Raw genomic sequence first — 26,707 nt, forward strand, 5'->3', positions numbered from 1 at the left:
CTACTTTGAGTTGCTGCTCTTCGGCCACCCCAATAAGTAGGTTACTTGCGAGCCCGACCAGTGCCGGGTCTTGCCGGCTTGCCACGCAAAGCTACCATTAGGGTCGGCGCGGTGCGCGAGGGCCAGGAGCTGCTCGGGTGGGTACATACGCAGAATCGACACCGTGCCATCCCAAATCGTGCAGAGCGGCACCAGCGGAATGACGTAGGTGAAGAACAACCGGCTTAGCCGGAAAGGTGGCATGAAGGGCGTGGCTAGCAATTGCAATACCGGCAAGATCGTCCAGGCCAGCAGGAGTTCATGCCAATGCTTGCCCGCCCCCTCAAATACGCCAATGCCCGAGCGTTGCCGCACGGCGTCGGCAAGCATCGCCTCAGCGGCGGTAGGGGAGAAGTGGTGAAACGCGGAGAAAATCGTGCGAAATCCCGTAAGGTGTGCCGGCACGGCTAAGGCATCTACAGGTGCGGCTTCGTAGGTGATACCCGTGTCTGGGCGGGCGGCGAGTTGCTGCCACGCCGTCGGCTGCGGATATAAGTCGGTCAGGGTGGTGCTTACTTCTTGCAAGTCGGGTGCCGCTCTGATAGCACGTGCAACACCTTCCGTGCCCCCGCCGGCACCGGCACCTAGCTCTACAATTTGCTGTTGGTTGGTAGCGCGTAGGGCAACTTGCAAGAGCGGCACAACGGAATCATAGATGCGCAAGTGACTGATCATAAAGCGCAAATAGTCCATCATGCCCGCACGTATTACGCTAGGGAACCACGATAAATCCTCAAATTCGAAGAGTTGGAGGCGAAGTTTCACCCCCAAACGTACGGGAGAAGTAGGAGCTAGGTCTAGGTTGTAGGCTTGCTGCTGCCCGCTCCGCCTTCCTCTACCCGAATAAGCAGCGGCATGCTCACAACCTAGCAACGTTGTAAGCATGCTGCTAAAGTCGCGTAGGCGAAAGGTTATTTGAAAAACTGGGCGCGCTGTTCTTGGGTCAGCGAGAAGTAGTCGATGTTTGGCGGGCCTACCGGCAGGGGCAGTACGATGCGGTAGAGGTAGGTGATGGTAACGAAAGCCGAGAGTAAGTAGGGGAAAGTCAGCTCCATTACCCCATCTAGGCTGCCTAAGGGAAAGCAGTAAAGAAGCAAGATGTTGGCGATAAAGTAGAACAGCACGCTTCCCGACAGCATGACCAGGTACTGCACCCGACGACATTCAACGCAGTTGATAGCCGAAAAAAACGGAACCCACAGTGGCAGAACAAACAAAGAAAGCAGGGCAGCAATGCCTCCGCTAACCAAGGCAATTAGGGCATCGTCGAGCCTACCAAGAGAAAACTTGATAGCTAAAATAAGAGTGCCACCTAGGTTGCTAAGAACCCACAGTAAAAGAGTTTGCTTTAGCGAATTGCGAGTGATTTCATAACGCTTTGCCATAAGACAGGGCAAAATTGAAGTGAGAAATAGAACACGGCCTTGCAGGTAACTAAGAGTAGCAAAATATAAGTAGGGTAGCTAGCTAGCAGAAGGTGAGTTCACGCTAGCTGGATATACATACGACAGCGAGCGATGAAATGGTTTTAGCGTTCGATAAAATAGTTTATATACTCTATGAATAGAGAGAGTGCCAAAGCGGAATGTGCTTATTGCAAGTCTCTTACCCTTGGTAAACAAAAATAATAAAGAGGAGCTAGTTGTAAAAGTTAAAAAATAGAATCAGCTTTGTAATACAAAGTGCTTTTAAATATATGAAGCCCGCTACTGATCCACTTGCTCAACTGACTGAGATCCGCGCCATTATGGAGCGCTCCTCCCGCTTTATTTCGCTCAGTGGCCTATCAGGGGTAGGGGCGGGGGTGGTTGCCCTACTAGGGGCTGGCATCGGGCACGTCTACTTGCGCGAGCAGTACGGCGAGCAGGGCTTCTATCGGCTCTTGAATAGCGACCAAGGCCAGCGGATGGCAATTTTGCCGTTCCTACTAGGTCTTGCTACAGCTATTATTCTCTTTGCGTTGGTTGTTGCGTTTTACTTTACCCAGCGCCGGGCCCGGCAAGATGGCGCCGTACTGTGGAGCAGCTTAGGTCGGCGGCTAGCTCTGAGCCTAGCTATTCCGCTGGTGGCGGGCGGCTTGTTCTGCTTACAGCTCTACATGAAGTCGGCGCTGGGCATGGTGGTGCCGGGGATGCTGGTGTTCTACGGGCTAGCCCTGCTCAATGCGAGCAAGTACACGCTGGATGAAATTCGGCTGCTTGGCTTAACTGAAATAGTACTTGGTTTGGTAGCTATGCTGCTTCCTGGCCTCGGATTGGCGTTCTTTGCGCTCGGTTTTGGGCTTTGCCACATTGGCTATGGCCTGCTCATGTACAATCGCTACGAACGCACTCCTCAATCGTGAAGCACCTCATTCATACGCTCAATAAGGCGTTCGACCACCGCGTACGGTTGGGCGTAATGGCGGTGCTCATGGCTAATGACCTAGTAAGTTTCAACGACTTAAAAGAAGCTCTCGATCTTACCGACGGCAACCTAGCTAGCCACGTGGCCGCGCTGGAGAAGGCGGGCTACGTTACCGTCAGCAAACAGTTTGTGGGAAAAAAGCCTAATACCACCTACACCGCCAGCACGGAAGGCAAGCAAGCCTTTCAAGAGCACCTTAACGCGCTTGAAAAACTGCTGAAGGGCGAAAGCTGATTTTTTTTGCTCTATAACTTTGAAATACAAAGTACTTTATAAAATTGAAATAGTTCATGCGTTTTCCTCTCACTTCCTTACAAAAGCTCCTGCTACCACTCGGGGCAGTGCTGTTTGATTTCTTATTCTGGCAAGAGCAAACGGGGCTCAACTTACTGCTGTACACCTTGTTTGTGGTGGGGGCAGTGCTGGCCACGCTACCACGCCATGCGCCCGTGTGGCGTTCGGGGTACTTCCAGCTAGCGCTGGTAGGCACGCTCCTGAGCGGTGGGCTGGTGGTGCTGTACGGCTCCTTCGTGGCGAAGCTAGCTTGTGTGGCATCGCTGGCAATGGTGCTCGGCTACGTCAACCAGCCCGATCTGAAGCTAGTCGCTTATGCGCTGCTCACGAGCCTGGGCAACCTAGGGCGTGCCGTACCCGCTGTTGTCAATCAACTAGAGCCGCCGCGACAGGCTAGCCTGCGGCTGAAGCGGACCTGGTTTTACGTGCGGCTGTTTTTGGTTCCGCTTGGCTTGCTGGTGCTGTTTCATGTGTTGTTCAGCTTAGCCAATCCGCGCTACGAGGCGCTGACGGCTAGCTTTCTCACCCTACTAGGCGACTGGTTTGCCCGTGTGTTCGAGCAAATCTCGGTACCGCATGTGCTGTTCTTTTTGCTAGGCCTAGCCCTCACGACTAGCGCGCTCATCATCGTGCCCGTGCACTTCTTCGCCGACCACGAGTCGCGCTTCGGAGAGTTTGTGCGGCGGCAGCGCAACCGGGTAGCCTCCTTCGCCGTGCGCCAGCCCGACTTCAGTACGAAGCGTTTCCAACTGCTCGATTTGCGCAAGGAGTACCTAGCTGCCCTGGCCGTATTCGGGCTAGTGAACCTGCTGTTGCTCGTCGAGAACCTGGTCGACGTCAACTGGATCTGGTTTGGCTTCGAACCAGAGAAGGGCTTCAATCTGACCCAGTTTGTGCATGAGGGTACCTACGTACTCATCTTCAGCATCTTGGTGGCTATGGGCATTGTGCTGTGGTTTTTCCGGCGCAACCTCAATTTCTACGCGCCGGGCCTGCGCTGGCTGCGCTTAGGAGCTACGGTGTGGGTGGTACAGAACGCGGTGTTGGCCGTGTCGGTAGGGCTGCGCAACTACTATTATATTCTGCACATGGGCTTGGCGTACAAGCGTATTGGCGTGTATGGGTTTCTGCTGCTGACACTGTTTGGGCTTGGCACTATCCTGCTCAAAATCTGGCAGCGCCGTTCAGCTTACTCGTTGGTGCGCCTCAACGCACTGGCTGCCTATGCCGTGCTCCTACTGCTGGCTGGCGGCAACTGGGAAACCTGGATAGCGCGCTACAACCTGCAAACTCGCTTCGATACCCTGGACCTAGGTTTCCTGTTGAATATGCCGGGTCGCATGCTACCGGAGCTGGTAGAGAAACGCGCTGTGCTTGCCCAAATTCCAAATCTGCGGCGCGAAAACTCCGACGGTACCATTGATTCGGTTGGCGCGGCCAAAGCCCAACAACTGCTGGATGCGCGCGTGGCCAATTGGCTGCACGACTACCAAGCCGAGCATACGTGGAAAAGCTGGACCTACGCCGATGCCCGCGCTTATGAGCAGCTGCACCGCATTGGCCTAGCAGCTAAGTCGGACGGTGCTAGCCAGACGGCCCACGTGCAATTCCTGCTGCCAACATCAGCTCCTAAGTAAGCACGGCTATGAATTTCCAAGACTGGGCTGCGTATTTCCGCGCCAACCAAAACCACCTCGACAATCTAGGGTGGGATGATACCTACGAGCTGACTGACCGTGAAAAGCGCGCCGTCCGCCGCTCCATCCAACACTTTCAGAAAGGCGAAAGCTCCGACGGAAAACACTTCTGCCAACAAGCCCAGCAGCTAGCCGACCCTAGCTACGCAAGCACCCTCAAGCTGTTTCTGCAAGAGGAGCACGACCACGCCGCCGTGCTCGGCACCTACTTAGATCGGGAAGACATACCGCGCCTACGCACACACTGGCTCGACCGAATCTTCCAACGGTTGCGGCGGCAGATCAGCCTGGAAAACACCGTGCGCGTGATTCTGACGGCCGAAATCATTGCCTCGGTATATTATCGGGCGTTGTTTCAAGCTACCTACTCGGGCTTGCTCCAACAAATCTGCCTGCGCATTCTGGCTGATGAGGAGATGCATCTCAACTTCCAATGCTTCACGCTCCACCAGATCAGCCAGGGGCGCAGCAAAGTCCGGAATTGGCTGGTGCGCAAAGCCTACGGCGGGCTGCTCGTTGGTACCATCGTGGTGGTGTGGCTGAGCTACCACCGCACCATGCGGGCTGGCGGGTACGGCTTCTTCACCTTCGCTGGAGCCGTGTGGAACAAGTGGATCTGGACCGAGACGATGCAGAGACAGGTGGAGCGCATTACCATTCGCGGCCAACAACCTATTGTGCCAGCCGATCAACCATGTGCGAGCTGGGCTTCGAGCCGGCACGTGCAACCGCGCTGGGCTCACTAACGATGTGGCCCGCCACCTAGGGTACCTGTTGGGCACCGTCAGCTTGTGCTACCTAGGTGCAAAATACCTACTGCCACCACGATCCTAAAACCCTAGCTACGGCAAAAGCCCCCCTTTTTAAGAGACACTAACTATTATGGAAACTACATCGCACACCGCATCACCCCAAAACGGCCGTACCTCCTTGGGCCGTCAAGTAGCCACTGCTCAACAAATTAAGGACACGCTCACTATTCTAGGGATGAACGTGTTGTTAGTATTCGGTATCCTGTTCGGCATTGGCATACCAGGCTTGATCCTATACGGTCTGCGGTGGAAGCTGACACGTGGGGGAGCAACCCCAACTCGCGCCATTGTGCTCTGGGCTCTTACCACCGTCCATGAGGTGCTGTGCGTGGCGCTGTTTTTCTCAACCGACATGCAAGCCGAGCTGCACGAGTGGGCTACTTACCTAGGGTGGGGCTACGCGCTAGGAGTTCTAATTAGCTTGGTGGGAGTGGTGGAAGCCGCAACGAACTCTTCTTCGCTCGCTGAATCGCTGCCGCAATGAGCCTAAGGATTGTAAGACCGTTGTCGGCAGGCTTGTGCCTAGGGGTGTTGGTAGGCAACGTGGCGTTGCTTTGGGTATGGGTCCAAATTCCTGCTTGGTACCGCTCGGGCAGCGCAGATGTGGGGAGCTATGCTGCTTTACAGCAGGTTTGGCTAGGGGCCGCTGCTCTCAGCGTTGTGTTGCTGCTCACCAATGCGGCCGTGTTGCGTTGGGCTACGCTGCCCCTTGCCTTGCCCCACCTAGAGCACGCTGGCCCCGTCGATACCGCGCAGTTCTGGAAGCACCACCTCGTCTTTTGGTTGTGCGTGGTGTTTCATTTGGCTTGCCTCGCATTTGCGACCTGGCTCGCTTATAGAAGTATGAGTAAGGGGTGGCAATGACCTTTTTGACGCTAGGACGCATGAAACTGACCGAAAAGAAAGACAACGCAGCGCTTGCAGTCCAACTAGCGGATTTCTTGCTCTTGGTGCTGCAACTTGTTCCTACTGTACTTTGGTGGCTTTTGGCAACGCTGGTGTTTGCCGTTGTGAACCTGATCTTCATTAAGGAGGTTTGGCCCAACACACCCAAGGCTGAGTATTTCCTAGTAGGCATGCTCTCTACGTCTTTGCTGCTACTGGTCTGGATGGCGTCAAGCATGGCGTGGCGCATCGCCAATCACGTCAAGACTAATTCTTGGAGCGTGGCGTGGCGTTTGGCGGCGGTGCTAGGTTTTTTGGGCGCTACCGGCATCACGGCCATGGCCTTGGTAGCCCTGAGTATTCATTTACTTGAAAAGCTAGCTTGATACAATCGCTTCATGCTATGAAACGTAGCTCTCTGGCTCGCAAGGCTAGGCACCCTGCACGCCACCGCACCCCGTATCTTTTTCTAGCGTTCATAACTACTTTAGCAGGCCTAGCTTCCCGAAAATACGGGGGCTATTTGCCGACTTTTATCAGTGCCTACGCTGGCGATGCGCTCTGGGCAATGCTAGTATTTTGGCTTATTAGAATTGCATTCAGCAGAAAACCTAGCTGGTGGGTCGCCAGTAGAGCGCTCGTTTTTGCGTTTGCCATCGAGGTCAGTCAGCTTTATCACGCGCCCTGGCTCGATTGGCTGCGTAGTACAACCCTAGGGAGCTTGGTGCTGGGGCATGGGTTCTTGTGAAGCGACCTAGCCTGCTATACCGTGGGTGTGGCATTCGGTTTTGTTCTGGAGAAATGGGTGATGGCTAAGCTCGGCAGGAACCGGGTGGAGTTAGTTTAACTAACGGAAACTGTTCATCAGGTCTTTGCAGTTTATGGGGGTACTATTTTGCAAGCTTGACATCAGAAAAGTCGCGACCCGCGGCTAACTGATATATTTGCCCCTCCGTTAACGGAGCTTATGGCTCTGGCTGGCTCCCAACACGTTCTGCATGTCTGCTTCCCCTACCCTAAAAACAGATGAAACGCCCAAACGGCGTTGGCCTAATAGACTTTCGCGTGCTATCTGGGCCGCGTTTGTGATAGGGGCCGGCTTGTTTCTGCTTTACCCCATTTTGGTAAGTACCAACTTCTTGTTCCTGTTTGGTAAGTCGCCGAGCTTAGAAGAGTTGGAGAACCCCAAAGTAGAACAGCCCTCCGAGCTCTATACTGCTGATAATGTGTTGATTGGTACATACTTCCGCGAGAATCGTTCGCCGGTGCCGTACAATCAAATCTCGCCGCTCCTGATCAAGGCGCTCATTGCAACCGAAGACGTTCGCTACTACAAGCACTCCGGTATCGATCCGCAAGCGATTGTGGGCTCGGTGTACGCAGTGCTGCAAGGTGACAAACGGGGTGGCAGCACCATCACGCAGCAGCTCGCCAAAAATCTCTATAAAACCCGCCGCGGCGAAACGCGGGGTGCCCTAGGGCATATTCCCGTTGTGAGCACACTGATCAGCAAAACCAAGGAGTGGCTGACAGCCGTGGAGCTAGAGCGGCGCTACACGAAGGAAGAAATTCTGCGGATGTATCTCAACACCGTGGAGTATGGCTCGGAGGCGTTCGGAATTAAAGTAGCCGCCAAGACCTTTTTTAACACTTCGCCCGATAGCCTCAAGCCCGAAGAAGCAGCCATGCTAGTAGGCGTGTTGAACAATCCGACGGCGTATAACCCGAAGTTTCACCCCGAAAGCGCCCTAAAACGCCGCAACGTAGTGCTGGAGCGCATGGGGCAAGCTAGGTTCCTGAAAGCCGGCGCGGTCGATTCTTTGCAGAAGCTGCCTATTGCTCTGGATTATAAAGTCGTGAAGCACATCGATGGCCCCGATACGTACTTCCGTGGGGCGGTGGGGCAGTTTGTAAACGACTGGTGCGAGCAGAACGGCTACGACATGTACCGCGACGGGCTGCGCATCTACACCACCATCGATTCGCGCATGCAAGCCCACGCGGAAGAAGCTTTGCAGAAGCGCATGAAGACGCTGCAACAGCAGTTCGACCGATTCTGGCGCAACCGTGGCGGCAACCCGTGGGTAGACGACGACGGCCACGAAATTCCCAACTTCATCGAAACGCAGATTAAGCGCACCGAACTGTACAAAGAACTGGCGGATCGCTACAAAGGCCAGCCCGCCCGCCTCGATTCGGTTCTGCATGCCAAGCATCCCATCAAGGTCTTTACGTGGAAGGGCGACGGCGATACAACGCTGGTGATGTCGCCGCTCGATTCCTTAGCCTACTACAAGCACTTTCTGCACGCCGGCATGATGACCATGGACCCGTTTACGGGCCAGGTAAAAGCGTGGGTAGGGGGTATCAACTTCCGCTTCTTTAAGTACGACCACGTGAAGCAAGGCAAGCGGCAGCCGGGTTCTACCTTCAAGCCGTTCGTGTACCTCACCGCCCTCGACAACGGCTACTCGCCTTGCGACCGGATTCGGGATGAGCGCGTGACGATCAAGTATGTAGAGAACGGCAAGGATATGGAGTGGCAGCCCAAGAACGTGACGCGTTCTTACACCGGCACCAACATGACCCTACGCCACGCCATGGCCCGTTCTGTGAATTCCGTAACGGCTCAGCTGACGGAGAAGGTAGGTTGGAACAACGTGGCTCAGTACGCGCACAAAGTTGGGATACAAAGCAAGCTGCTCGATGTTCCGAGCATTGGCCTAGGTTCGGCCGGTGATGTGAGCGTGTACGAAATGGTAGATGCATATAGCACCTTTGTCAACGGAGGCTTCCGCAGCGAACCGCAGTTTATCACCCGCATCGAAGACCGCAACGGCAACGTTATTAAGCAGTTCGATCCGCGGCAGAAGCGCGCCATCTCGCCTGAAACGGCGTGGCTCATGCTTTATATGCTGCGCGGTGGCATGGACGAGCCCGGTGGCACGTCGCAGGCCCTGTGGGAGTACGACTTGTGGAATAACAACAACCAGATAGGGGGCAAAACCGGCACCACGTCCAACTACTCCGATGGCTGGTACATGGGCGTTAGCAAAGACCTCGTAACCGGCGTGTGGGTTGGGGGCGAAGATCGGAGCATTCACTTCACCAACTCGCAACAAGGAGAAGGTGGCCGCATGGCGCTGCCCATCTATGGCACGTACATGGAAAAACTTTACCAGGATAAAAACCTGGATATCACCATGGGGCCTTTCCCGAAACCGTCGGTGAAAATTACGAAAAAGTACAACTGTGTGTCGCCTGCCGAGCCCCGTCAGCGCCGCGATACGCCCGTGGATTCTATTGTAACCGACGATCTGCTGGAGCGGATTAACAGCGGCACCATTGCGGTTCCAGATAGCTTATAATGACTAAACCCGAATAAGTAGAGACGCAATATTTTGCGTCTCTACACTGGTCTCATAACCTAGAAAGTTAGCTGGAAACCAGTTTCTAAGTGTAGCCCGAAGAGTATTTACTCATCTTCCCCGTAAAAGGACTCTAAAGCAGGCTGGAGCTCCTTATATTCAAACGTGAAGCCTTGCTGCAAGGCCTTTTCGGCACTCACCCGTTGGCTGTAAAGTACGATTTCGCTCATTTCGCCCATCATCAGCTTCAGGCCAAAAGCAGGTACTTTAGGCAGTACCAACGGGCGGTGCATCACGGCGGCCAGCGTTTCGGTAAACTCTTGGTTGGTGACGGGGCTAGGGGCTACGGCGTTGTAAATGCCGTGCCACTGTGGCTCCTCTAGCGCTTGGATGAAAAGACGGCAGACATCATCCAAGTGAATCCACGACATGTATTGTTTGCCGGAGCCAAGCACTACGCCTGCCCCTAGCTTCATCGGACGGGCGAGCTGCGGCAAGGCGCCCCCCTCCGAACTTAGCACAATGCCAAGGCGCATAACTACCGTGCGGATACCTAAGTCGTGGACCTTCAGACCGGCCAGTTCCCACTTATAGGATACATCTGCCAAAAAATCTTCGGAAGGAGCTGGTGCCGTTTCCTCGTCTACAAGTTGGTCGCCGCTGTCTCCGTAAATGCCAATAGCCGAGGCTGATAGAAACGCTTGCACATGGTGGTTGGGCTTGGCTAGCTCCCGAAAAAGCAACTCGGTACCACCCAAGCGACTATCCATAATATCGCGCTTGCGCTCAGTCGTCCACTTCCCCTCCGATACGCTGGCCCCAGCCAGATTAATAAGATAATCGGCGTAGGGAATGGCTGCTTCGTCGATGGTGCCCCGACTAGGATCCCAGCGGAAACTCCGGTGGCGCCCCGTATTCGCCTGACGGCTCAGTAAGGCCACATCGTAGCCTGCATCGATGAGCATGTCGGCTAGGCGAGAGCCAATCAGGCCCGTACCCCCCGTGATGAGAACTTTGCGCGTCATTCTTTTTTAGGGCCAATAGGTTAGTACGTTCTGCCAATCAGAAGCTAGCTATTCTACGCAACAGCTAATGGAAGGTGAACCGTGATGCAAACTAACAGAAGACTGCAATCTGTCAACTACCCTAGGCAAGCAGAAGCTGGTGGGTACTAGTCGAACTATTTACCAATTAAGCGCAAAAATTCACTGCGCAGCGCGTCGCTCTGCCCAAAGGCGCCGCCATACTCAGCCGTTAGCGTACCGCTGCTGGTGTCATTAACGCCGCGGCTCATCACGCATAAGTGGTCAGCTTCAATGAGTACGGCCACGTCGTCGGTGCCTAAGGCTTGTTTGAGCTCCTCGGCAATCTGGCGGGTCAGACGTTCCTGCACCTGCGGCCGCCGCGCGTAATACTGCACCACCCGGTTTAGCTTCGAAAGGCCAACTACATGCTCGCCAGGTAGATAAGCTACGTGTGCCTTGCCAATGATGGGCACGAAGTGGTGCTCACAGCAGGAGAAGAGGGTAATATCGCGTTCCACCAGCATCTGCTGGTACTGATAACGGTTAGCAAAAAGTCGTACCTCCGGCCGATGCACCGGATCAAGGCCCTTAAACCACTCGTGCACAAACATTTTTGCTACGCGACGGGGCGTACCGTTCAAACTATCGTCGTTGAGGTCTAAACCCAACAGATTCATGATCTCGCGGAAGTGCTCGGCAATGCCGGCAACCTTTTCTTCATCGCTCAGGGCAAATGCATCAGTGCGAAGTGGTGTACGCAAATCGGGAGCAAGATGAGCGTCAGTGTGAGGGACGGGAGAGCCGTCCGTGGCAGCTGCCGCGGGCACGGATTTATCCATGGTATTCTACAGAGTTACGGTCGGTTTCGTGCAGCGTGACCGATAAGGCGAGGTGCGGAGCTAGGTGGGGCCGCAGCCGCTGCCAAATCACGATGGCAATATTTTCAGCCGTAGGGTTGAGGGCACGGAAATCTTCCGTGTCAAGATTCAAATTTCGATGATCAAAGGTATCCAGAATCTCGCGCTTCACCAGCTTGCTCAGATTCTTCATGTCGTACACATAGCCCGTGTCCGGATCGATTGGGCCCGTCAAACGAACGGTCAGTTCATAGTTGTGACCGTGGTAGTTAGGGTTGTTGCACTTGCCAAACACCTCCTGGTTCTGCTCATCGCTCCAGGCTGGGTTGTGCAGACGGTGTGCGGCATTAAAGTGCTCGGTGCGACAAACAGTGACTTGCATAGTCGTTCTGAACCGGTGGCTAGTGTTTTTGTTCGTGGAGCCTGCAAGTTACGGCTGATTTCAATGCTTTGTCATTGGACGCAAGCCCGGAAGCTACTAGGCTGTTAACTACAGCGCGAAGGAATTAGCAAGGCCTAAATGCTGTGCTCGTAGGCGCTTTGGGGGATGAAGGGTTATGTGGTGCAAACGCAAGAAAAGATGAGTGATTTTTGCACTGTGTTTATATGCGTTGTAATGAATTTAACAAAATCGTACTGTATAGAGGAAACCCGACTGAAAGCCTACATACATGGCATGAGTATGGCTAAACTTGAAAAGTAGTTCTCCTGAACGAAGACCTAGCAATACTTGCAACTAACTTTCAATCAATTACTTAAGTTTTTATGAAAAAAGGCGTACTCCTCTCTTTGCTGGTGTTCGTGCTGACGGTAACCGGCTACGCGCAGAAGTCACCCGTCGATGAGACGGATATGGCAGTAAAAGGCATTCCTCGCAAAGGACAACGCGTTACTATTCAGTTGGATAGCAAGCGAGTGGATGAATCTTGGCAAAAACAACTGAACACTCAGTTCGGCAGTAAGCTAAAAAGCGACAAAGGTATTTATAGCCTCGACGGTATCATCATTGAGGATATTTCTAAGACTCCCATTCGGGTTATCAGTAAAGTAGACGCACAGCCAACAGGCACGTCAGTATGGTGGTCAATTGACCTAGGTAACGCTTATTTGAGCAAGGAAGCCACGCCAGTGCAGTGGAAAGCCGGTGAGAAATATTTAAAAGACTTCGCCCGGATGCTCTACCGCGAAGACTTGGCTGTGCAAGTAGCAGAGGCCGAAAAGCAGATGGTGGCTTCGCAGAACAACCACTTAGCCGTTATCTCAAAAGCTGAAGCTATCAAGAAGGATATTGAGAAAAACAAAGCCCGTAAAGTTGAAATTCAGCAGCAATTGGCTCAAAACGCCGCCGAATTGCTACAGTACAACAACTTAGTCGACGCTAACCTGAAAGAACAAGAAGCCGCTCGGGCCGACATTGTAAATATGCGTGTGGCCTTGGAAGCTGTGAAGGACCGCGCTAATAAGATTGAATAGTTACAAGCTAGGTTACTATCTTTATTCCTACTACTTATAGAAAAAGCTCCGCCATTACGGCGGGGCTTTTTCGCGTTAAATACAGCTGCGCTACTACTGCATAGCTTTGCGTACCTGTTGCTCGGCCGCGTGTTCATCTTTCCACCCCACTATATGCACCGCTCCCCATTGACCGTGATGCAAGAACCACAGCCGTAAACTAGCCTGTACAGCCGGGTAGTGCTGCTGTAGTGCCGCCCATGTGGTGACATCTGGAAGTATCTGCTGGCTAGGGCGGGAAGGCACTGCTAAGATTATTTTTTCCAGCACGCCAGCCTCTTCCAGCACCAACAGGCCAATGGGTATAATTTCTAGGACGGTGCCGCTAGGCTCGCTCTCAGCAAGCACGAGCACCGGCTGGGGCCGACCTGTCGGGAAGCTAGGAGTTGGCGTAGTGTAGGTGCCGGGAATGAAGCCATAATTACCCGGAAAGGGTAGGAACTCAACGACGTAGTCGGTGCCAGCACGCTGGCGGCTGCGGAATTCTTTGCTGGCCGGATCATACATCTTCTCGTGATTAGTACCGGCTGGCGTTTCGATAACAGCCTGCAGTAGCTTGCGCTCTGAAGAGAAGGTAGGCAGATGAGCATAGTCGGGCTGGCAGCTAGCTAGCCCGAGTACAAGCAAAGCGAGCAAACTTCGACGCACAATAAGCCACATAACACGCAATCAATTACTGAGCGAGGCCTTCATCCAGCAGCAAGAAGGGGTTGAGTCGATCGAGCCGCAACAGGAAACGGATATTGTTTGTGAAGTTCTGACGGCTGCTGGGAAAACCATTCTGATACTGTGAGCCTGTTACTGGGAAGTAAAGTTGTAGAATGTCATTCGCAATTGGCAGCACGAGGCCAGCATCGTAGAATAGCCGCTGGCTGCTACGCCCTGCCGCAACGAGTTGCCGCTCTTTGGTAGCGCCAAAATCGGCGAAGACGGCCAGAGGCGTCACGGGCAGATCCGCTTGTAAATTGAGGGTACTAAGCCAGCGTTGGCTCTGCACGGGTAAGTACGCCTTAAAGGCACCGTCGCGACCATCCGTCTGGTGAACTTGAGCGGTAAAGGCATCCGATATCTGCTGCCGATCCAAAAAAGCTGTCTGACGGCGGTAGTCGGGGCTGCCGCTCAAGCCCATCACAAACTCGGTAGCATTCGACTTTTGCAGAAACCGCCCGCCAAATAGCCGGGCTTGCAGCCGTTTTTTCGGGGCATATAGTCGTTCGTAGGTGGCTGTAGCGCGTAGCAACGTGGCTTCACGGGAGCGGTTATCTTCCGCAAGCGTAGGTATTAGGTGATTCAACTCAACGTGTGCCGTCCATTTTTGAAGGGCGTTGCCGCCACGCACCCCATACTCGGCGGTTTGGATGCTGGACGTACGATTCAAATCCTGATTGCGCACGGCGGTGTTGACCAGCCTTACGAAGTGTTGTGGAGCGTTGTAAGCAGAATGCGGGAGAAGCAATGTGAGGCTAGGTTCTACTTTGCTGTAGCGCTCAAAGCGCTGAATGGTGATGCCTACGACCACCTGCCGCGCCGTACGCCGCGGTAGTACGTTCAGATTCAGCGTGCCAATGCCATTAAGCTCATTGCGGTTGAAGCTATACATGGGCATCGCTAGGTAGCTGAAGCGCTTTTGGTTTAGCGGACTGTTGTAAAAAGCCGCACCTAGCATAAACTTGTCCGAGGTATTAGCTCCCACTACTGGCAGCCAGTTGATGGTGGCCTTGTCCCAGCGCTCCACACTAAGCAGCGGTTTGAGGCGTAGCGGCTCTACCTGGCGCAACGAGCCAGTGGTTTTCATGTGGTCGTCGCGGCGGTTCAGTTGCGGTGTCACGTACGTCGGGTCAATGACAACCGCAGCCACTCCTTCGCGTCGGAAATTGAGCTGCGTTTCTACCTCATCTTCACCGGTGCCGATTACTGGCGTCCATTGCGTTTCGAGCACTTTTCCTTGCGCATCTAGCGTGGCAACAGGCACTGCGAAGGGAGCAGGTGATTCGTTGCGCACCAATACTTTCACCTGCGCATCAGTTGTCTGCAAATCCGACACGGTGGCATTATATCGGTTGGTCGTGCGAAGCATATCCTGAAAAAACCAACCTAGCTTTTGACCGGCACTTTCCTCAAACACGGCTTGCATGTCTTCAGGATAAGGATGGCGGAACTGCCAGCGGTCATAATAAGCGTGCATCGCCTGGTCGAATTTCTCTTGACCTAGGTAGGCCGCTAAGTAACTCAGCAACGCCGCGGTCTTCGTATATACAATTATGGGGTAATTGCTTTTCCCATAGTCGCCTGCCATCACTCCACTTACTGGCTGATCAAGCCCTCGGCTGGCGGCTGCTTGATACGGCACCTGGTTGAGTGTAGCCGAGGTTAGGCCTTCCAACCCTAGGCTGCCCGCAATTTTGCTTGACTTCAGCAAGAAGCCAAACTCCCCGGCTGTCGGATCTTCGCGCGAGGTTACACGGTTTTCAACGTATGAGTTCACTCCTTCGTCCATCCAAGCGTACGCTCGCTCGTTGGACGCCAGCACGCCATAAAACCAGTTGTGACCTACCTCGTGCACAATCGCCACGGGCATCGTAACGGTCACCATAGGGTATTCCATGCCTGAGCCAGCACTGAGGGCGCCATCCACTGCCGTTGCAGCCGAGTAGGGATATTCACCCACCCACTGCGAATAGTAAGTAAGGGCATCATTTACGTCCTGTAAGCCCTTAATCCACTGGGTAGCATCTTTGTTTGTGAATAGCACCCAGGACGTGACCTGCTTACCTGAAGACAGTGTGACGCCGCTCTTAAGCACGTTGAAGCGTTTGTCAGCAAACCAGGCAAAGTCGTGCACACGGTCTTGCACGTAGCGGAGCGTTTTGGTTTCCGAAGAGGAGGCTGGAAACGAAAGATCACTGCCGAAGTCTTTGTCTGTCTTCTTCTGTGTCGTGGCTGCTGCCAACTGGTCCATGCGTTGCTGCTCTTCGGTATTCTGCAGCACGCCCGTGGCGCCCACGGTGTAATTGGCCGGCAGCGTAACGCGCACATCGAACGAACCGAACTCCGAGTAGAACTCGCCTTGGTCGAGGTAGGGCATGGGATGCCAGCCTTTGGAGTCGTATACAGCCGGCTTTGGGTACCACTGGGTAATTTGGTACGACTGCTCAACGTGACCGAACCGGGAGAAAGAATCCGGGATTTTGACTCGGAAGGGCGTTGTAATCGTAATCTGTGCGCCAGGAGCTAGGGGCTCTGGCAAGATGAGTTTCGCAATATCCGGATTGAGCGGGTCGTATTCTAGGCGCGCTGCCTGGCCATTGACTTTGAAATCAAGCTGACCGATGTAGCCGCGCTGTTCGGGTTTGGCAAACTGGAACTTGGTGCTTCCATTGCGAAGCTGCTGCTTGGCAAACGCCGTTGTGTTGTCGCGGTAAGCATTGGGCCACAAGTGAAACCAGATGAAGGTAAGCTGATCTGGCGAGTGATTAATGTAGCGTAGCTCTTCTTGTGCCGTCAGCAGGTGCTGTCGGTCGTCAAGTGTCACGTCAATAGAGTAATTGACTTCTTGTTGCCAATACGTACCTGGGGCAGAAGACTGTGCTAATGCATTGATAGACAGAATTACTATTCCGAAGCTAATGAGATAATGTTTCATGTAAGAATGAACACAAACGGGTCGAGTAGATGCGCCACGAAAGTACGTTTTCGCCTCCGAAAGATCCGCCTGCAATAACCTTTGTGGAGCTTAGCCCGTTTGCCAAGACCATATTCTCACCTCCAGCCGCCTAGGCGGCTTCATTCCCTTACTACTATGTCATTCCATAAACAACCTAAGGACGATACGCAACACCAGAATCACCTTGACGGGACTACCAAGATCCTAGGTAGCGATTTGCAAGAGGAAGCTACCCGCTCGGGGCTAGACAATACGCTTCAGCGTTGGATCGAAGACTTGAAAGATGTGAACAATCCTGAACTGCATCAGATCATTGTAGATCTGCAGGAGTTGAAAGCCCACTTCGGCTCGGGTACGCTGGATGGCAAAGTAATCGGACGCTTGCTAGGTCGCCTGGGCGAGAATACTATTAAATCGGCTGTGTTTGCAGAAGGCAACACGAAGCCACGCGTAGAAAACCTAGGCGAGGCCTTGCTGAAAGCTGCTAAGCTGGTACAAAGCCCAAGCACGAGCCCAGAAGAAGATCTAGCAAACTCAAATTCTAAGAGCTAAGCTAACAAAGGCAGTGGCCTAAACAAGAAAAAGCCGGCTCCTTTTCAGGGCCGGCTTTTTTGTGCTTGTTGCAGTAGGCTATGATAGCCTAGCCACGCTTTTCTTTGATCTTGGCAGCTTTGCCAGCCAAGCCACGCAGATAGAACAAACGAGCGCGACGTACTTTACCGCGACGAATCAGTTCAATCTTGTCGATGTTGGGCGACAACAGCGGAAAAATACGCTCGGTGCCGATCTGGTTTGAAATCTTGCGAACGGTAAACGTTTCGCCGTTGGTGCTAGGATTCCGACGCTGAATAACAACGCCTTGGAACTGCTGAATGCGCTCCTTGTTACCTTCGCGAATTTTTACGTGCACATTAACTGTGTCACCGGCGGCGAAGGCAGGGAAGCTGGCGCGGCGCTCCTGGGATTCCTGCTGGATAAAATCGAGTAGTACGCTCATGGCTGGAAAAAACTTTGAAAAGGACGGCGCCGCCGCCCAGATGATTTTTGCTAAAGAGGCGCAAATATAGCGCTCTGTTTTTGTGAATGCAAGTATTATCGAGTAATTGAATAGTAGAGCTAGCTGCGAAAGCCGAATAGGGGTATTATTCAGCTACTCAGTCACTCAGTTATTCTTCTCCGAGAAGATCGGGTCGCCGCAAACGGGTGCGTTCGAGCGCCTGTTCATGCCGCCAGACTTCAATTTTGGGTGTGTTACCGGACAGCAGAATCTCGGGGACTTGCTGTCCGCGCCATTCCGCAGGGCGGGTGTACACCGGGGGAGCTAGTAGATTGTCTTGGAATGAGTCGCTCAAGGCAGATTCCTCATTACCGAGCACTCCTGGCAGCAACCGAACCACGGCATCAACCAAAATTGCTGCTCCTAATTCACCGCCGCTCAAGACGTAGTCACCCACGCTGATTTCGTGCGTGATGTACGCCTGCCGGATACGCTCATCAATTCCTTTGTAGTGACCGCAAAGAATGAGGAGGTTGCCCGCCAACGACAGTCGATTGACAAGGGGTTGACGCAGTGTCTCCCCGTCTGGCGTCATATAGATGACCGCGTCGTAGGAGCGTTCAGCGAGTAAACCGTCCAAGCAGGCCGCAATCGGCTCGACACGCAACACCATGCCTGCACCACCCCCAAACACGTAGTCATCAATCTGGCCGTGCTTGTTGATGGCAAACTGACGCAAGTCGTGCACATGGATTTCTGCTAAACCTTTCTCCTGCGCCCTCTTTACGATGGAGTGCGCGAAGGGACTAGTAAGCAGATCCGGTTGGCACGTGACAATATCAATACGCATGGCAAGGGTACAAGCTAGCTTAGGCTGAGCACGTAGGAGGCAGAAGCTAGGTTCTTAGCAAATGACTACTGCTCGTCGGGTTCGTCTTGCTCCCAGGAGCCGGGACTGAGATACACATCAAGTAGGCCTTCGGGCAAATTGACGTGGAGCTTACGCGTTTGTTCATCCGCCCGTGAAATTAGCTCATCCACTACTGGAATAAGCACTTCTTGGCCTTGGTAGCGCATCGCAAGTACGTCTTGTTGGGGCAACTCGTAGAACGTTTCTACGATACCTAGCTCGCCTAGCTGCTCATCAACTACAGTATAGCCAATCACGTCGTGGAAGTAGAATTGATCTTCTTCCAACTCCGGCAATTCCTCAAGCGGCCGGTACAGATTGGCATTGCGTAGTGGTTCAGCAGCTTCTATCGTGTCGATGCCTTTGAGCTTGAGCAGGGCGCGGTCTGTCGTCTGCGGCTGCACGCGTTCTACCGCAAACTCTGTTAGCTTACCTAGTGCCGTTGGCAATTCTAAGTACACCGACTTCATCTTGCGGTAAGCATTCAGATCATCAACGTCCAGAAAAGCAACTACAAGGCCACGAAGACCATGTGGTTTCACCACAGAACCAAGCTGATAGCAGTCGTCAATTGTCATGTGCGGGAAGGTAAAGGGCCATTAAAAAGCTGGGGAGCTTAAGAGCTAGCCTTCTATGGTTGGCATTGCTCCTAAACTCCCCAGCTCAATAACTACAAACCTAGGAAGCAGCTTCCTCAGTTGCGGGAGCTTCCGTCGCGTCAGCTTCCGTTGCAGCTGGTGCAGCAGCAACAGCTTGCTTCTGGCGGATAGCCTCGGCGCGAGCTTCTTTTACCTTGGTTTCAGCAGCCAGCTGAGCTTTGCGAGCCTCCTCTTTGGCAGTGCCCAGGGTTGTGCGCTTGCCTTCGATTTTTGCGTCTTTCTGCTCTTTCCAGTCAGCGTAACGCTGATCAGCAACGTCTTGGCCAATTGCGCCCTTGATAACACCTAGTTGTAGGTGCTTGCGGTACAACACACCACGGTACGACAACATTGCACGAACCGTATCGGTAGGCTGAGCGCCCTTCATGATCCAATCGAATGCCTTGTCAGCATCAAAGTTGATCGAAGCGGGGTTGGTGTTGGGGTCGTAGGTGCCAAGTTTCTCGATGAAACGGCCGTCGCGAGGAGCGCGGGCGTCGGCTACTACGATGTCAAATTGCGCGGCTTTTTTGCGGCCACGGCGGGCAAGGCGAATTTTAACTGCCATAAACCTAGTTGGTTATGCGACGCATCCCGTGCGTCTGGTTGAAAAGTGAGGCGCAAAGGTACGAAAAGATCATAAAAGATTAATACACAGCAGCGATTATCCAGCAAGAAGAATCTATCAGAAAATAGAAGGACAAACAGAGTGTTGCATTTTTGAAAGGTTGCAGCAATTCGACATTATATTTGAAAAAGTTTTAATAAATGGCTTATTGCAATAATAAATTTTTAATAGAGGATAAGATTTCATAGCTTTTGAATGTAATCGATGCTCCTACACCTTGAAAGCTTTATCACGAAGAGATTTTCTAACCAAGAGCGCCATCATCGGGGCCGGAGCTTATCCGGCTATGTTGGCGCTGAACTTGTTGCCTGCTGCACCAGCCCACGCCTTTAACTTGCAGGGAAGCGGCAAGGGGAAACACATCATCATCCTAGGTGCTGGGCTAGCTGGCATGACGTCGGCGTACGAGTTGACTAAGCTAGGCTACCAGTGTACCGTACTCGAAGCCCGCACCCGCACCGGCGGACGATGTTGGAGCATTCGCAATGGCGCCACGGCCGCCGAAACCAACAATCCACAGCAAACGGCCCGCTTCGATAACGGATTGTACTTCAATGCTGGCCCTTCGCGCATTCCACACCACCATCAACTCACGATGCACTACTGCCGGGAGCTAGGGGTGCCACTGGAAGTATACAACAACGTCAACGAGAGCACTTACTATTACGCGGAAGGCAAAGGGCCTTTATCTAACAAGAAAGTACGCGCCCGCGAAGTGCACAACGATATGCGGGGTTACATGAGCGAGCTACTCGCCAAAGCCGTTGACCAACGCAAGCTCGACACGGGGCTGACCCAAGAGGATGCCGCCAAAGTAATTGAATACCTGAGAGCTGAAGGAGGATTAGATGTTGATAAGCTCTACAAAGCTTCTGCCCGTCGGGGCTACATGGAAGCGCCAGGGGCGGGCACCCATGCCGGTAAGCTAGGTGACCCGCTGAGGCTGGCGGAAATTATTCAGTCAGGCTTGCTTGACCCCGATTTCTACAACGTAGCGGAGTATACCTACGAACTTCAAATGACCATGTTCCAGGCCGTCGGCGGCATGGATCAAATTGCGAAGGCGCTGGAGAAGAGAGTGGTTGGAAACCTAAAGCTAGGTGCCGAAGTAACGGCCATTCAGAACCAAACGGAAGGGGTGAAGATCACCTACAAAGACCAGAAAGGCACGCACGAGCTAACGGGTGATTTGTGCATCTGCACGCTGCCGTTGCCGGTACTCGGTAACGTCAATCACAACTTCTCGTCGGATGTAAGCCGCGCTATCGATTTCGTGCCCTACATCCAAACGGGCAAGATTGGGCTACAGTTTAAGCGTCGCTTTTGGGAAGAGGACGAACAAATCTTCGGTGGCATCACGCACACCAACAACGATCTGACCCAGATTTTCTATCCTTCTTATGATTACCTAGGCAAGAAGGGCATCCTCATTGGCTACTATAACTTTAACGAGAAGGCCAAGAAGGTGGGGGAGCTTACCTACCAGGAGCGGGAAAAGCTAGCGCTGCAAAAAGGTCAGCTTATTCACCCGCAATACCCCAAGGAGTTCGAGCAGTCCTTTTCGGTGAGTTGGCACAAGCTACCTCATAGCCTAGGTGGCTGGGCTTTGTACAACTCCGACGAGCGTAAAACGCACTATGCAGCACTGCTGAAACCAGAGAAGAACGTGTATTTCGCCGGGGAACATACCACGTACCTCACCGCATGGATGGCAGGCGCCTTCGAGTCGGCACGCAGTGTGGTGGCCTCAGTGCATGGCCGCTTGAGTGAGCAGCGGTTGAGCTACCCCAGCGTGGGCAGCAACTAACATTCCAGCATGACAACTTTCTAACTCCAACTACCATGGAAACTTCTATGAATCGGCGTAACTGGCTAAAGTCGAGTGCACTGCTAGCCGGCGGTCTAGCCTTTCTGCCCTCAGGGCTTTCGGCGCTGGCAGCCAATCGTTCGGCTGCTCCTGCGTTTGACCTGGGTGTGCCCTTAACCGACGAAGCCGCTGCATTAGCTGGTCCGCCAGAAATGAAGGCTCGCCTGCTGGCAAACGAAAACCCTTTTGGGCCTTCGGAGAAAGCGAAGCAGGCGATGGTGGAAGCCATGTCGACGAGTTACCAGTACCCTTTTATGTACACGCGGGAATTGGTAAAGAAGATTGCTGAGCACGAAGGTCTGACGCCTGAACATATCATGGTAGACGCCGGCTCTAGTCCGCTGTTGCAAGCCACGGCCATTTACTACGCCCAAAAAGGTGGTGCCATCATCACCGGCGACCCATCGTACCGCGACCTGCCCGACAGCGCGAAAGACCTGAATGCGACCATCGTGGAAGTGCCGCTCACGAAAGACTACAAGCTAGACCTCGATGGGATGGAAAAGAAGGTCGGCACTGGCACTGCGCTGATGTACTTGTGCAACCCCAATAATCCAACTGGCACCATGCTCGATACGGCTAAGCTGAAAGCCTTCTGTGAGCGGGTATCGAAGAAAGTACCCATCTTCATCGACGAGGCTTACATCGACTACGTGCCCGATCCGCAGACCACCACCATGATAGATGCCGTGAAGAAAGGGCAAAACGTCATTGTGGCGCGCACCTTCTCGAAGCTATATGGCTTTGCTGGCCTGCGTGTGGGCTACATTGTGGCTCAGCCCGAAACGATCAAGCTACTAAGCAAATACACCGTAGGTGGCATGAGCATTTCGGCACCAGCTATCCACGGAGCCTTGGCTACTTACCAGGACCAGGCATTCATAAAGGAAACGTTGCAGAAGACCTTAGCTTCCAAGCAGTTTCTGTACGAGACGCTCAAGAAGGAAGGCTACGAGTACATTCCATCTTCTACCAACTTCGTGATGTTCCCGCTGAAAATGGAAGGCAAGCGCTTCGTGGAGGAGATGGCGCGGCGCGGCGTGGGCATCCGCAACTGGAAGTTCAACAACCAGGAATGGTGCCGCGTGAGCATCGGCCGCATGGACGAGATGCAAGCCTTTGCCGATGCTTTCAAGCAACTATCCTAGCTTTTAGTACCCGATCATATTACGCACAACCATGCACAAACGCATACTAATCCTAGCTTTCTCGCTGCTCAGTGCAGGCGCTTTGCAAGCACAGACTAATCCGCGCCCGCTCACGCTCGATGAGTACAAGAAGGCCAAAGCTTTTCAAATCAAAGACCCGGATACAGAAACCTATGTCAAGTTTGAAAATGCGTACATCCTCGACCGGTATGAGATGCGCAAGCCGTATTTCATCACTGGTGATGATGGCCTGAAAAAGCGCATGGACTTGTATAAGCTCATTGCCAAAGACGGCATGCAAGAGCTAGGTCTATTAGTGTTTTATACCAATGAAAAAGGTAAACGCTACCAAGCATTAGTACCCGATTTCACGGCTGATGGCAAAGTGTGGGAGCAGTACTTCGAAGACATTCATGCCATCGACAAGGAAGAGAAAAACTTCGTGTTGAAGCTCTCCTATGTGCTGTCGAAAGAGATGAGCTATCAGCAGTACAAGAACATCAACCAGGGCAAAGACCTGAAGCTAGAGTCAGCCACGTACGGCAACGATATCTGCTTTCCTGGCGACCAAGAGGTAGCGATGGCGAATGGTGGCAAGAAGCTCCTGCGCGATATTCTTCCTGGCGACCAAGTCGTAACAGTCGATCCTAAGACTAAGCAAGCCACCATCACGCACGTAAAGGAGTTGGTCGCACACAATGCCAGCAACTATGCCATTACACGCCTAGTAACCGTCTCGGCCCGTGAAGTAGCTAGCGCAAAAGCCACGGAAGTACACCTTACCAGCCAAGTGCTGGAAGCCACCCCGAACCACCCCATGATGACTCGCGACGGTCAAAAGAAAATGGGTGAAATTCAGGAAGGCGAGGAGGTACTTTGCCTCAACAAAGTCACTAAAACCTACGAGCCGTACACGGTACTGCAGAAGAAAGAGTACGCCGGCGGTATACAGAAAGTGTACAACATGGTAGCCGCAGAAGGCACCACATTTCTAATGAATGGAGTAATGGTGATGCAGAAATAGTAAGCACGCTAGTTATGCTGAGCTTGTCGAAATATCTCTACCGCTGTAGTCAACCCTAGTGCCTGAGGTTATAATATTACAATAGAGATACTGCAGCAGGCTGAGCTTGGTAAGTGTAAATGAAAAGGCGGCTCCTACATAGGAGCCGCCTTTTCATTATGATGTAAAAGCTAGGTAAGCTACGCAGCCATGCGCGCTACCGCTTTTTCTTTGCGCTTAATTTTAACGATACCTACTTTATCCATCGACCAAATGAACATGTAGGTTGGGTCAAACTCCCACCACTTCACGCCGAAGTTGACGCGCATGGGAAGTTTGTGGTGGTTGTTTTGAAACAGCTCACCGAAAGCTAGGAAGTCCAGCGCCAATGTGTTCTTAGAGTGGTCGTGGTTGTCGAAGTTCTGGTAGCCGTATTTGTGCCCGCCCCAGTTAACGATAGCACCGTGCAGCGGGCCCATTAGGAAGTGAATGGGCAACAGCAGGTACATCCACCACGCCGTAGCAAAGTTGATGTAGAATAGCACGTACGCGGTGCCCCAGCCAAGGCGCGAATACCATTTGTCTCCTAGGTTCTCAATGAAATTCCATTCCGGATAGTCTCCTTCAAAGCGCTCAGCTAGCTCATATTTATGGTTCAGCACGTCGTTGTAGATGTTCTTCGTCTTCCACATCATGGTGAAAGCGTTCGACGAGAACAACGGCGAGTGGGGGTCAAGCTCTGTGTCGGAATAGGCGTGGTGCATGCGGTGCAGCAACGCGTAGGCCCGTGGCGACAAGAACGACGACCCTTGGCAGATGTACGTGAACAGGAAGAAGAATTTCTCCCAAAACTTGTTCATCGTGAACATCTTGTGGGCTGCGTAGCGGTGCAGATAGAAGGTCTGCGTGAACAGCGAGAGGTAATAGTGAGCAATGAAGAAAAACAGTATGGGCATGGGCCAAAAAAGTTAGGGACGCATACAAGGGCAACAAGGGCGTGCCCGCTAAAGCCAAATAAGACCAGAGAAGTTCACATTCTCTTCACAAACCTACGGCCAGGGCTGCGCGTGTTCAATATGCAGAACAAAAAGACCAAAATCTTATTCAGCTCTCACTTCGATAAAGTGCTATCGACGCCTATGACGCTGCTGTAAGCACCTAGGTTAGTCAGAAAAGCTAGGTATATAGCTCACGAGCTGCCTCCCAGTGCGACATATCGGGCACGGGAGCTTCAAACTTCATTTGTTCCTTCGTCACGGGGTGTTGCAACTCTAGGCGCCGCGCGTGCAAAGCAATGCTCACATCGGGTAGGGGCGCCAAAAAGCCGTATTTCACATCGCCCACAATAGGTGTACCTAGCCCCGTAGAAAGCTGCACCCGAATTTGATGCGGCCGACCGGTTATGGGTTTCACCTCGATAAGGTGGCGATTGCCTGCTTGCCCCAGCATCTGATAGTCTAGCTCGGAGCGCAAGCCTTGCGGGTGCGGCTGTGAATAGGCCTTGGTAACGTTCCGGATAGGATCCTTTACCAACCAATGCACGAGGTGCCCTTCCTCTGGCTCAGGGCGCTTGCCTACCAATGCCCAATAAGTTTTATGCACCGTGTTGTCACGAAACATTTCGTTTAGGCGACTCAGCGCTTTGCTGGTTTTGGCCATGGCCACTACTCCGCTCACGGGGCGGTCGAGGCGGTGAGCTACGCCAATGAAGGCAGCACCTGGCTTCTTGTATTTGAAGCGCAAGTACTCAGCCGCTTTGGTAGACAGCGGTTCGTCACCGGTTTCGTCGCCTTGTACGAGCAAGCCTGCTGGCTTATTGATAATAAGTAAATGATTGTCTTCAAACAGAATCTCTTTCTGCTCAGACCACAAATTGGGACGGTTCACCAGTAAATCAGTTAACAATTAACATCTACCAATCATCAGTCAACAGAAGATCAAGGCCAGATTGGACTAGTGGGCGAGTACTTGCTCGCTGAGCACAGTATCAAACCTTGGCCGCTACTTGATGATTCTTAACTAATAACTGGCAAATGACCTAGTAGGCTTCTTGTTGGCTCGGGAAATCCCGACTTTTTACGTCTTGCACGTAATGCCGCACGGCCTCGCTCATAATTTCATGCAAGTCGGCGTACCGACGCAAGAAACGCGGCTTGAACTCTTTGTTGATGCCTAGCATGTCATGTACAACCAGGACTTGGCCATCGACGTCGGGCCCAGCACCAATCCCAATTACGGGAATAGATAGTGCTTCGGTTACTTGTTTGGCTAAGGTCGACGGAATTTTTTCTAGCACAAGGGCGAAGCACCCGAGCTCTTGCAGCAGCTTGGCATCTTCGATAAGCTTCTGTGCTTCGGCTTCTTCCTTTGCCCGTACGCTGTACGTGCCAAATTTATAAATACTCTGCGGTGTAAGACCTAGGTGCCCCATCACCGGAATGCCCGCCGTGAGAATGCGCGTGATAGATTCTTTGATCTCGGCACCGCCCTCCAACTTGATGCCATGCGCGCCCGATTCTTTCATGATGCGAATGGCAGAACGCAGGGCTTCCGATGAATTGCCTTGGTAAGAACCAAACGGCAAATCGACCACTACAAAAGCTCGTTTTACGCCCCGAATAACGGAAGAGGCGTGATAGATCATCTGATCCAGCGTGATGGGAAGCGTGGTTTCGTGGCCCGCCATCACGTTGGAAGCCGAGTCGCCTACGAGCAGCACGTCGAGGCCAGCGCCGTCTAAGATGGTGGCCATCGAAAAGTCGTAGGCCGTGAGCATTGAAATCTTTTCGCCGCGCTGCTTCATGGCCAGCAATTGGTGCGTGGTCACGAGCTTAACTTCTTTGTGCTGCGACATGGTAATAGGGGCTTAAGGTCTTGGGAACGTTGATTCGTGAAAGATGCCAGAAATCGGCGGCCAAAACTGGCGAATTTCTAGCAAACACTCCCACCTGTGTTCT

28 protein-coding genes are annotated in these 26,707 nt (G+C 52.9%); 14 read left to right on the forward strand and 14 right to left on the reverse strand.

Going from position 1 to position 26,707, the window contains the following annotated elements; genetic code table 11:
- Positions 1-924, reverse strand: a complete 924-nt coding sequence (locus BXP70_RS05365) for an NUDIX hydrolase (RefSeq protein ID WP_143436374.1) — start codon at positions 922-924, stop codon at positions 1-3.
- Between the two features lie 26 nt (positions 925-950).
- Entirely contained in the window at positions 951-1,424 is a 474-nt protein-coding gene (locus BXP70_RS05370) for a hypothetical protein (RefSeq protein WP_086592991.1), read from the reverse strand.
- Positions 1,425-1,735: 311 nt separating this feature from the next.
- On the opposite strand from BXP70_RS05370, the gene BXP70_RS05375 reads away from it, so the two are divergent.
- The 9 genes from BXP70_RS05375 (at position 1,736) to BXP70_RS05415 (ending at position 9,501) form a co-directional block, all read left to right on the forward strand.
- The gene (locus BXP70_RS05375; RefSeq protein ID WP_086592992.1) at positions 1,736-2,383 is read left to right on the forward strand and encodes a hypothetical protein; all 648 of its coding nucleotides are present in this window, start codon (positions 1,736-1,738) and stop codon (positions 2,381-2,383) included.
- Entirely contained in the window at positions 2,380-2,679 is a 300-nt protein-coding gene (locus tag BXP70_RS05380) for a winged helix-turn-helix domain-containing protein (RefSeq protein ID WP_179197596.1), read from the forward strand. The genes BXP70_RS05375 and BXP70_RS05380 overlap by 4 nt, the downstream gene beginning before the upstream one ends.
- A gap of 56 nt (positions 2,680-2,735) precedes the next feature.
- A complete protein-coding gene (locus BXP70_RS05385) occupies positions 2,736-4,376 on the forward strand; it encodes a DUF4153 domain-containing protein (protein ID WP_086592993.1) in 1,641 nt (546 codons plus the stop codon).
- 8 nt (positions 4,377-4,384) lie between these two features.
- Positions 4,385-5,182: a ferritin-like domain-containing protein gene (locus BXP70_RS05390; protein ID WP_086592994.1), complete on the forward strand. Its 798-nt coding sequence runs from the start codon at positions 4,385-4,387 to the stop codon at positions 5,180-5,182.
- A 136-nt stretch (positions 5,183-5,318) separates the two neighbouring features.
- Positions 5,319-5,732, forward strand: a complete 414-nt coding sequence (locus tag BXP70_RS05395) for a hypothetical protein (protein WP_086592995.1) — start codon at positions 5,319-5,321, stop codon at positions 5,730-5,732.
- Complete coding sequence (locus BXP70_RS05400; RefSeq protein WP_143436375.1) at positions 5,729-6,112, forward strand: hypothetical protein; 384 nt, start codon at positions 5,729-5,731, stop codon at positions 6,110-6,112. Before BXP70_RS05395 ends, BXP70_RS05400 begins: the two co-directional genes overlap by 4 nt.
- Positions 6,113-6,132: 20 nt before the next feature.
- Positions 6,133-6,519, forward strand: coding sequence for a hypothetical protein (locus BXP70_RS05405; protein ID WP_143436376.1), 387 nt, complete (start codon positions 6,133-6,135; stop codon positions 6,517-6,519).
- 17 nt (positions 6,520-6,536) lie between these two features.
- Positions 6,537-6,881, forward strand: coding sequence for a ribosomal maturation YjgA family protein (locus BXP70_RS31005; RefSeq protein ID WP_218779743.1), 345 nt, complete (start codon positions 6,537-6,539; stop codon positions 6,879-6,881).
- Positions 6,882-7,131: 250 nt separating this feature from the next.
- Positions 7,132-9,501: a transglycosylase domain-containing protein gene (locus BXP70_RS05415; RefSeq protein ID WP_218779744.1), complete on the forward strand. Its 2,370-nt coding sequence runs from the start codon at positions 7,132-7,134 to the stop codon at positions 9,499-9,501.
- Positions 9,502-9,608: 107 nt separating this feature from the next.
- Here BXP70_RS05415 and BXP70_RS05420 read toward each other — a convergent pair whose 3' ends face one another.
- From BXP70_RS05420 to BXP70_RS05430, 3 genes are all read right to left on the reverse strand, one after another.
- A complete protein-coding gene (locus BXP70_RS05420) occupies positions 9,609-10,526 on the reverse strand; it encodes a TIGR01777 family oxidoreductase (RefSeq protein ID WP_086592998.1) in 918 nt (305 codons plus the stop codon).
- A 155-nt stretch (positions 10,527-10,681) separates the two neighbouring features.
- Positions 10,682-11,365: a GTP cyclohydrolase I FolE gene (gene folE / locus BXP70_RS05425; RefSeq protein ID WP_086592999.1), complete on the reverse strand. Its 684-nt coding sequence runs from the start codon at positions 11,363-11,365 to the stop codon at positions 10,682-10,684.
- Entirely contained in the window at positions 11,358-11,765 is a 408-nt protein-coding gene (locus tag BXP70_RS05430) for a 6-pyruvoyl trahydropterin synthase family protein (protein WP_086593000.1), read from the reverse strand. Before BXP70_RS05430 ends, folE begins: the two co-directional genes overlap by 8 nt.
- A 383-nt stretch (positions 11,766-12,148) precedes the next feature.
- Here BXP70_RS05430 and BXP70_RS05435 point away from each other — a divergent pair, with 383 nt between their 5' ends.
- Complete coding sequence (locus tag BXP70_RS05435) at positions 12,149-12,856, forward strand: hypothetical protein (protein ID WP_086593001.1); 708 nt, start codon at positions 12,149-12,151, stop codon at positions 12,854-12,856.
- 93 nt (positions 12,857-12,949) lie between these two features.
- Here the strand turns inward: BXP70_RS05435 and BXP70_RS05440 are convergent, their stop codons facing one another.
- Both BXP70_RS05440 and BXP70_RS05445 read right to left on the reverse strand, forming a co-directional pair.
- Positions 12,950-13,531: an inorganic diphosphatase gene (locus BXP70_RS05440; protein ID WP_179197597.1), complete on the reverse strand. Its 582-nt coding sequence runs from the start codon at positions 13,529-13,531 to the stop codon at positions 12,950-12,952.
- A 37-nt stretch (positions 13,532-13,568) separates the two neighbouring features.
- Positions 13,569-16,538 (reverse strand): M1 family metallopeptidase, encoded by a 2,970-nt coding sequence (locus BXP70_RS05445; RefSeq protein WP_086593003.1) that lies wholly within the window; start codon positions 16,536-16,538, stop codon positions 13,569-13,571.
- Between the two features lie 156 nt (positions 16,539-16,694).
- Between BXP70_RS05445 and BXP70_RS05450 the strand changes: the two genes are divergently transcribed.
- Positions 16,695-17,111: a hypothetical protein gene (locus BXP70_RS05450; RefSeq protein ID WP_086593004.1), complete on the forward strand. Its 417-nt coding sequence runs from the start codon at positions 16,695-16,697 to the stop codon at positions 17,109-17,111.
- An 88-nt stretch (positions 17,112-17,199) separates the two neighbouring features.
- Here the strand turns inward: BXP70_RS05450 and rplS are convergent, their stop codons facing one another.
- From rplS to BXP70_RS05470, 4 genes are all read right to left on the reverse strand, one after another.
- Positions 17,200-17,556 (reverse strand): 50S ribosomal protein L19, encoded by a 357-nt coding sequence (gene rplS / locus BXP70_RS05455; protein ID WP_086593005.1) that lies wholly within the window; start codon positions 17,554-17,556, stop codon positions 17,200-17,202.
- 169 nt (positions 17,557-17,725) lie between these two features.
- Positions 17,726-18,406: a tRNA (guanosine(37)-N1)-methyltransferase TrmD gene (gene trmD / locus BXP70_RS05460; protein ID WP_086593006.1), complete on the reverse strand. Its 681-nt coding sequence runs from the start codon at positions 18,404-18,406 to the stop codon at positions 17,726-17,728.
- Between the two features lie 65 nt (positions 18,407-18,471).
- Positions 18,472-19,044 (reverse strand): ribosome maturation factor RimM, encoded by a 573-nt coding sequence (rimM, locus tag BXP70_RS05465; RefSeq protein ID WP_086593007.1) that lies wholly within the window; start codon positions 19,042-19,044, stop codon positions 18,472-18,474.
- 100 nt (positions 19,045-19,144) lie between these two features.
- Positions 19,145-19,672 carry a 30S ribosomal protein S16 gene (locus BXP70_RS05470; RefSeq protein ID WP_086593008.1) on the reverse strand — a complete coding sequence of 176 codons (528 nt, stop codon included), beginning with the start codon at positions 19,670-19,672 and terminating at the stop codon, positions 19,145-19,147.
- A gap of 277 nt (positions 19,673-19,949) precedes the next feature.
- Between BXP70_RS05470 and BXP70_RS05475 the strand changes: the two genes are divergently transcribed.
- Genes BXP70_RS05475 through BXP70_RS05485 form a run of 3 tightly spaced genes read left to right on the forward strand, consistent with a single transcriptional unit; the run spans position 19,950 to position 23,771 of the window.
- The gene (locus BXP70_RS05475; protein WP_317044455.1) at positions 19,950-21,539 is read left to right on the forward strand and encodes a flavin monoamine oxidase family protein; all 1,590 of its coding nucleotides are present in this window, start codon (positions 19,950-19,952) and stop codon (positions 21,537-21,539) included.
- A 35-nt stretch (positions 21,540-21,574) separates the two neighbouring features.
- Entirely contained in the window at positions 21,575-22,747 is a 1,173-nt protein-coding gene (locus BXP70_RS05480; protein ID WP_245849512.1) for a pyridoxal phosphate-dependent aminotransferase, read from the forward strand.
- 31 nt (positions 22,748-22,778) lie between these two features.
- The gene (locus tag BXP70_RS05485) at positions 22,779-23,771 is read left to right on the forward strand and encodes a Hint domain-containing protein (RefSeq protein ID WP_086593010.1); all 993 of its coding nucleotides are present in this window, start codon (positions 22,779-22,781) and stop codon (positions 23,769-23,771) included.
- Positions 23,772-23,950: 179 nt separating this feature from the next.
- Here the strand turns inward: BXP70_RS05485 and BXP70_RS05490 are convergent, their stop codons facing one another.
- The 3 genes from BXP70_RS05490 to panB form a co-directional block, all read right to left on the reverse strand.
- Positions 23,951-24,706, reverse strand: coding sequence for an acyl-CoA desaturase (locus BXP70_RS05490; protein ID WP_086593011.1), 756 nt, complete (start codon positions 24,704-24,706; stop codon positions 23,951-23,953).
- A 220-nt stretch (positions 24,707-24,926) separates the two neighbouring features.
- Positions 24,927-25,637, reverse strand: a complete 711-nt coding sequence (locus tag BXP70_RS05495) for an RluA family pseudouridine synthase (protein ID WP_086593012.1) — start codon at positions 25,635-25,637, stop codon at positions 24,927-24,929.
- Between the two features lie 151 nt (positions 25,638-25,788).
- Entirely contained in the window at positions 25,789-26,604 is an 816-nt protein-coding gene (gene panB / locus BXP70_RS05500) for a 3-methyl-2-oxobutanoate hydroxymethyltransferase (RefSeq protein ID WP_086593013.1), read from the reverse strand.
- Between the last annotated feature and the right edge of the window lie 103 nt (positions 26,605-26,707).

The organism is Hymenobacter crusticola, from assembly GCF_002154225.1.
Lineage (GTDB): Bacteria > Bacteroidota > Bacteroidia > Cytophagales > Hymenobacteraceae > Hymenobacter > Hymenobacter crusticola.